A 6,201-nucleotide genomic window follows, 5' to 3' on the forward strand; every position below is an offset into this window, starting at 1 on the left:
AAAGAGGGCAATTGCCGCATACATGCTGATTTCCGTATCAGTCAGCCCTAAGCCTGGAAATTGAGCGTTTAGGGCCCCTCTAAAGATCCACAGACTTATGGCTACCGCAAATACGGCCAGTACTTGCTTTTCTTTTCGGCTTAATCCGCCTAGTTTTTTTAATTCTGAATCGATGAGGTCTTTGGAGGCATCAAAGCGTTTCAGGAGATTTGGAAAGTCTACGTGTACCAAAATAAAGTAAACCAATCCAATCATGATTATGGAAAAGGGGAGGCCCATGACCATCCAATTCAAAAAGGAGATGGTGGTACTGAATTCGTTTTCCAGAAAACCGATGAGCACCGAATTTGGCGGAGTTCCAATAATGGTCGCAATTCCTCCTGAGTTGGCTGCGTAGGCAATTCCCAACATGACGCTCAACGCAAAGTTCCTGTCGTTCTTGGTAAAACCATCCGCGTCATCGATCAACAAATTGATCACAGAAAGTCCTATCGGGAGCATAACCAGAGCACTCGCCGTATTGCTGATCCACATACTCAAAAGGGCAGTGGCTAGCATAAAACCCAGCACTATTCGGTTGGGAGAGGATCCCGTGATCTTAATGATGGATAAGGCCAAACGTTTGTGCAGATTCACTTTTTCCAAGGCCAAGGCCATCACAAATCCTCCGAAGAATAAAAACACAATACTGCTGCCGTAATGCGGAGCCACTTCCTTTATGGGCATCACATTGGTTAGCGGGAAGAGTATGAGCGGTAATAAGGCGGTAACAGAAATCGAGACTGCCTCAGTGATCCACCAACAGATCATCCAAGCAGCTACGGCAATCACCGGGTCCGCAGCATCACTGAGTATTTGTCCTTTAAACAGCCAAAGGATTATAAATAAAACAGGCCCCATAATGAGGCCTGCTTTCTTTGTAGTTGTATAGTTACGTTCCATCAAACAGACTTCTGTCCGAATTTAGGCAAATTAATTCTGCAAACTAAATTGTTTCACTTCTTTAAAGGCTGAAGTGTTGATGGCTTCCATGGCCTCGCGATAGCTTGGCCATTGATCGGTAAAGAAGGTATTGGTAGCGTCCAATCCTGCCTGTAAAGCAGTGCGGGCTTGAGTCATCAATCGCGTCTCCGTGGAAGTTGTTCCGTTTGGACGGCTAGTAGCGTATTGTCTTGCCAGCCCGATGCGCTGCATGATAGTCACCTCCGGATTACGTGTAATTCCCTGGCGTTCGTCCACTTTACCTAAATAAAGCGCAATGACCTCGTCTATTGACTTAATGATCTCTTTGCTTTGGTCTATGGCCTCTTTATGCGCTTCTTTATCCAGTTTACTCAGTTTGGATTTGTAGTCGTCTGCAATGTTCTTGCTTTCTACCAATTGTTTAACTGCATCTGCAGCAGTCTGCGTCATGGACTCTAGCGTTTTACCATTCTGGTAAGCATTTTCAATCGCTTGAGGTGGAACGTCTAATCTCGGATCCATCTTTACTGTGATCTGGCTGTTTGCCGTTTGATCTCCGTAGATCATTTCCAGACGATAGGTTCCCGGTTTTACTTCAACTCCTCCAGGTTCTCCAAAGTTGCGCGTTCTAATGCGTCGGCTTGGTCTATCTACACCTTTCTCGTTGAGGTACCAAGTGAAATTGTTCACTTTATTGTCTTTAGGTGCTTTTTGTTTGAGGGTTCTGATTAATCGTTGTCCGTCATAGATGTTTAGGGTAATGGAGTCCCATTTTACCGCCATCTCGTCTTCTTCAGCGTCCTCGGCTTTTTCTTCTTGTTCTGGCTTGTTGATCAAATAACGGATCTGTGCTCCAAAATCGCGGTTTTCTCCGTTGTAAAGCGCATCTCCACCAAAACGACTTCCTGTCGGTTGCTGATACGCAGCTAAATATGCTGTAGCAGGATCAAACAGCGCTAAGGTAGACTTAGACTTGCTCGCATCCGCAGCTAATGCTCTTAACGGACGAATATCATCCAAGACCCAAGCCGCACGCCCAAAAGTACCGATCACCAAATCATGCTCTCTCGGGTGAATTACTAAGTCTTTTACAGGAACCGTTGGGAAACCGTTGGTCCATTTTACCCAATCGCCTCCGCCGTTAATAGAAACATAGAGTCCATCATCTGTTCCAATAAAGAGCAGGTTGTCGTCCTCAGGATCTTCTACCACACAAAGAGTATAACTGATCACATCATTGTCATCTACGATGCGCTGCCACGTTTTACCGTAATCCTTGGTGCGGTATACGTAAGCGCTGTAGTTGTATCTTCTGTAATCATTGGCAACCAACAGCGCTTCTCCTTTCCGCTTGTTAGAGGCTTTGATCTGAACGATCCAACTTCCTGCTGGTAGGCCTTTGATATTTTTAGAAACCTCTGTCCAACTACCGCCACCGTTAGTGGTGTAGTGCACGCGTCCGTCATCTGTTCCTGCCCAAAGCATGTTCTGCTCAAGCGGAGAAGGTTCAATGACCAAAACAGTGGTGTGGTTCTCAGCACCGGTAGCATCCATGGTAAGTCCGCCGCTTTCTCCTTGCTTTTGTTTCTCCGGATCATTGGTGGTCAAGTCTGGAGATATGATCTCCCAGGTCAAACCTTTATCTGTGGATTTGTGTACAAATTGAGATCCGAAGTAAATCGTACTGTTGTCAAAGGGATCAATATTGATCGCAGAGTTCCAGTTAAAGCGAAGCTGTACGTCTGGATCTGGATGCGTAGGACGCACGGAATAGTTGTTACCTGTTTGCCAGTCGTAGCGAGAAACGTATCCTTGCTGACTCATAGACCAACCAAAGCGAGAATCATCGCGATCTGGAACCACGTCAAATCCATCACCAAAACTGATCTCCTGCCAGTACGAGTTACGGATCCCTTGAGCACGCCAAACATAAGCTGGACCTCTCCAAGAACCGTTATCCTGCATTCCTCCGTAAACATTATATGGGAACTCATTATCTACCGCAATGTGGTAGAATTGCGCCACGGGAATATTCCCGACAAAGCGCCAGTTCTTTCCACCGTCATGAGTAATGTTTAGTCCACCGTCGTTACCGTCAATCATAAAGTTGCCGTTCTCTGGGTGGATCCACCAAGCATGGTGGTCTGGGTGCACTCCGTTAGAGACTCCATAGGCCGGCATAAGCTGGTCGAAGTTCTTTCCACCATCCTCAGAGACATTCACATAAGTAAAGATGCTGTAAACGCGGTTCTCGTTCTGCGGATCTACATAGATCTCCGAATAGTAGAACGGACGGTTACCAATATCGCTCTTATTGTTGATCATGGTCCAAGACTCTCCACCGTCGGTACTTTTGTACAAGGCGTTCTTTTTGGCCTCCACTAAAGCGTAAACCACATTTGGCTTATTTCTGGCAATAGCAATACCAATACGTCCTAAATCCCCTGCAGGTAGGCCATCTTCATCTGTTTTTTCTGTCCAATTCTCTCCACCGTCATAAGTGATGAAAAGGCCAGAACCTTCTCCTCCGGATTTAAAGAACCACGGATCGCGTTTGTGCTCCCAAAGCGCCACGATCAATTTATTTGGATTAGAAGGGTCCATAACCATATCGGCTACTCCCGTCTTGTTATTCGCACTCAAGACCTTTTTCCAAGACTTTCCGCCATCAGTGGTTTTGAAAACGCCACGCTGCGGATGCTCTCCCCAAGGAGATCCAATAGCACCGACATAAACGGTGTTTGGATCGTCTGGGTGAATGATGATGCGGTGGATGTGACGCGTTTCTTCCAAGCCCATAGATTCCCAGCTCTTTCCGCCATCTAGGGAACGATACACTCCAAATCCGCCGTTAAGACTGTTTCTAGGGTTCCCTTCTCCTGTTCCTACCCAGATCACACTTGGGTTGGATTGCTGGATGGCGACGGCTCCAATAGATGCGGTGGGCTGATCGTCAAAGATCGGCTCCCAATCAATCCCTCCGGAATCAGACATCCAAAGGCCACCAGAAGCGGTTCCGGCATACATCATTTGAGGGTTGTCGTGTACTACGTCAATGGCAGTCACACGCCCGCTCATGCCCCCCGGACCGATGTTTCGGGGTTCCATGTTTTCAAATTGTTCTAAGTCTACTGTTTGGCTCCATCCTCCGAGTGAGAATAGGATGGCAACGCCTAATAAAAGGTGTTTCATGGTCAGGTTGGTTTTCAGAAAGCTTAAAGGTACTACATAAGATGTATACAATTCTTAAAGCAGTGTTAACACCTAGCTATTGGCCTGAGAATGTCTTAATTTTATACAATGAAGAATCCAAAGCGTTCCATTGGCTTTGCCTTTACCCGTCACGAAGCAGAAGAACAGTCTCCCTTTGACCGATTGTTCGAAGTTTTCCAAGAATTGATCACCCACACTTCTGGGGATTTTGACGAGGCGATGGATTGGCTCGAGCAACTCGATCAAGAATACCAACTCACCACAGAGGATTACACCTTAGACGATTTTGTTGAGGACCTTAAAAAGAAAGGTTATATCCGCGAGGAGATCAAACCCGACGGTTCCGGCGGAGTAGCGCTTACCGAGAAGACCGAGCGCGCGCTGCGCAAAAGGGCTTTGGAACAGATCTTTGGCCGCTTGAAACGAAGTGGAGCGGGGAACCACAAAACAAAATATACCAGCAATGGAGATGAGATGGCCGGAGAGTTTCGCAACTATCAATTTGGCGATGCCTTGGATCGTATTTCCATGACAGAAAGCTTGCGCAATGCCCAGATCAATAACGGCTTGGATGGATTCCACCTAACGGAGAACGACTTGGTGGTAGAAGAGTCCATGTATAAGGCGCAGATGAGCACGGTGCTCATGATCGATATTAGCCACAGCATGATTCTCTACGGAGAGGATAGAATCACTCCAGCCAAGAAGGTTGCGATGGCCTTGTCTGAATTAATCATGACGCGTTACCCTAAAGACACCTTAGACATATTGGTCTTTGGTAATGATGCTTGGCCGATTAAGGTCAAAGATTTACCTTATTTGCAAGTAGGACCTTATCATACCAACACGGTAGCTGGCTTGCAACTGGCCATGGATATGCTCCGCAGAAAAAGAAATACCAACAAACAGATCTTTATGATCACCGATGGGAAACCGAGTTGTATGCAACTTCCAGACGGGCGTTACTATAAGAACAGTAATGGATTGGATCCGCATATTGTGAGCAAATGCTACACTATGGCGGCGCAGGCCCGAAAGCTGCACATTCCCATCACCACTTTTATGATTGCCCAAGACCCCTATTTGATGCAGTTTGTAGATCATTTTACGGCTGCTAATCAAGGAAAGGCCTTCTATACGGGGCTTAAAGGTTTGGGCGAGATGATTTTTACCGATTACGAAGCCAATCGCAAAAAGCGAATTAAAGGATAAAAGAGCTATGAATACAGAGAAGATTAAAACGCTTAAAGAACTCAAGGCTGCGGGCTACGGCTATCAGTCTATCAAAGATGAATTGCGCAAGAACCTCATTGCTAAATTACAGGCTAAAGAGACCGTTTTTGAGGGCATTCACGGTTATGAATACTCCGTGATCCCGGAGCTGGAACGCGCCATTCTGAGTAAGCACAACATAAACTTATTGGGACTAAGAGGACAGGCCAAGACGCGTTTAGCGCGTCAAATGATCAGCCTTTTGGATGAGTACATTCCTGTAGTTGCCGGCAGCGAGATCAATGACGATCCCTTTGCGCCCGTATCCCGCTATGCTCGTGAAATAATAGCCGATCAGGGAGACGACACACCAATCAGCTGGTTGCACCGAGAGGATCGCTTTGCAGAAAAGCTCGCGACTCCAGACGTGACCGTTGCTGATCTTATCGGCGATGTTGACCCGATCAAAGCAGCCAATCTAAAATTGACCTATGCAGATGATCGCGTGATTCACTTTGGGATGATCCCAAGAGCCAATCGTTGCATCTTTGTGATCAATGAATTACCGGATCTTCAGGCGCGCATTCAAGTGGCGCTGTTCAATATTCTGCAAGAAGGAGATGTACAGATCCGCGGCTTCAAATTGCGTTTGCCTTTAGACATTCAGTTCGTATTTACTGCAAACCCGGAAGATTACACCAATCGCGGAAGTATAGTAACACCGCTTAAAGACCGTATTGGTTCGCAGATCTTGACCCACTATCCAGACAGTTTGGAGATCGCCAGAAAGATCACTCAACAAGAAACAGAGGC

At 46.5% G+C, this 6,201-nt stretch carries 4 protein-coding genes; 2 read left to right on the plus strand and 2 right to left on the minus strand.

Annotated features, from left to right (window positions below):
• Both HRT75_RS13795 and HRT75_RS13800 read right to left on the minus strand, forming a co-directional pair.
• Positions 1-942: SLC13 family permease (locus HRT75_RS13795; protein ID WP_291187911.1), on the minus strand; the 942-nt coding region annotated here is incomplete at its 3' end.
• 30 nt (positions 943-972) lie between these two features.
• Positions 973-4,155: a hypothetical protein gene (locus HRT75_RS13800; protein ID WP_291187913.1), complete on the minus strand. Its 3,183-nt coding sequence runs from the start codon at positions 4,153-4,155 to the stop codon at positions 973-975.
• Between the two features lie 108 nt (positions 4,156-4,263).
• Between HRT75_RS13800 and HRT75_RS13805 the strand changes: the two genes are divergently transcribed.
• Together HRT75_RS13805 and HRT75_RS13810 are read left to right on the plus strand one after the other, a co-directional pair.
• Positions 4,264-5,388: a VWA domain-containing protein gene (locus HRT75_RS13805; protein WP_291187915.1), complete on the plus strand. Its 1,125-nt coding sequence runs from the start codon at positions 4,264-4,266 to the stop codon at positions 5,386-5,388.
• A 7-nt stretch (positions 5,389-5,395) separates the two neighbouring features.
• A partial coding sequence (locus HRT75_RS13810) for a sigma 54-interacting transcriptional regulator (protein ID WP_291187918.1) occupies positions 5,396-6,201 on the plus strand: 806 nt, incomplete at its 3' end.

Origin of the sequence: Gilvibacter sp., assembly GCF_013214815.1 — a bacterium.
Lineage (GTDB): Bacteria > Bacteroidota > Bacteroidia > Flavobacteriales > Flavobacteriaceae > Gilvibacter.

Coding starts and splice junctions, on each gene's coding strand:
- HRT75_RS13800 (WP_291187913.1), bottom strand. CDS start 4,155: ATGAAACACCTTTTATTAGGCGTTGCCATCCTATTCTCACTCGGAGGA.
- HRT75_RS13805 (WP_291187915.1), top strand. CDS start 4,264: ATGAAGAATCCAAAGCGTTCCATTGGCTTTGCCTTTACCCGTCACGAA.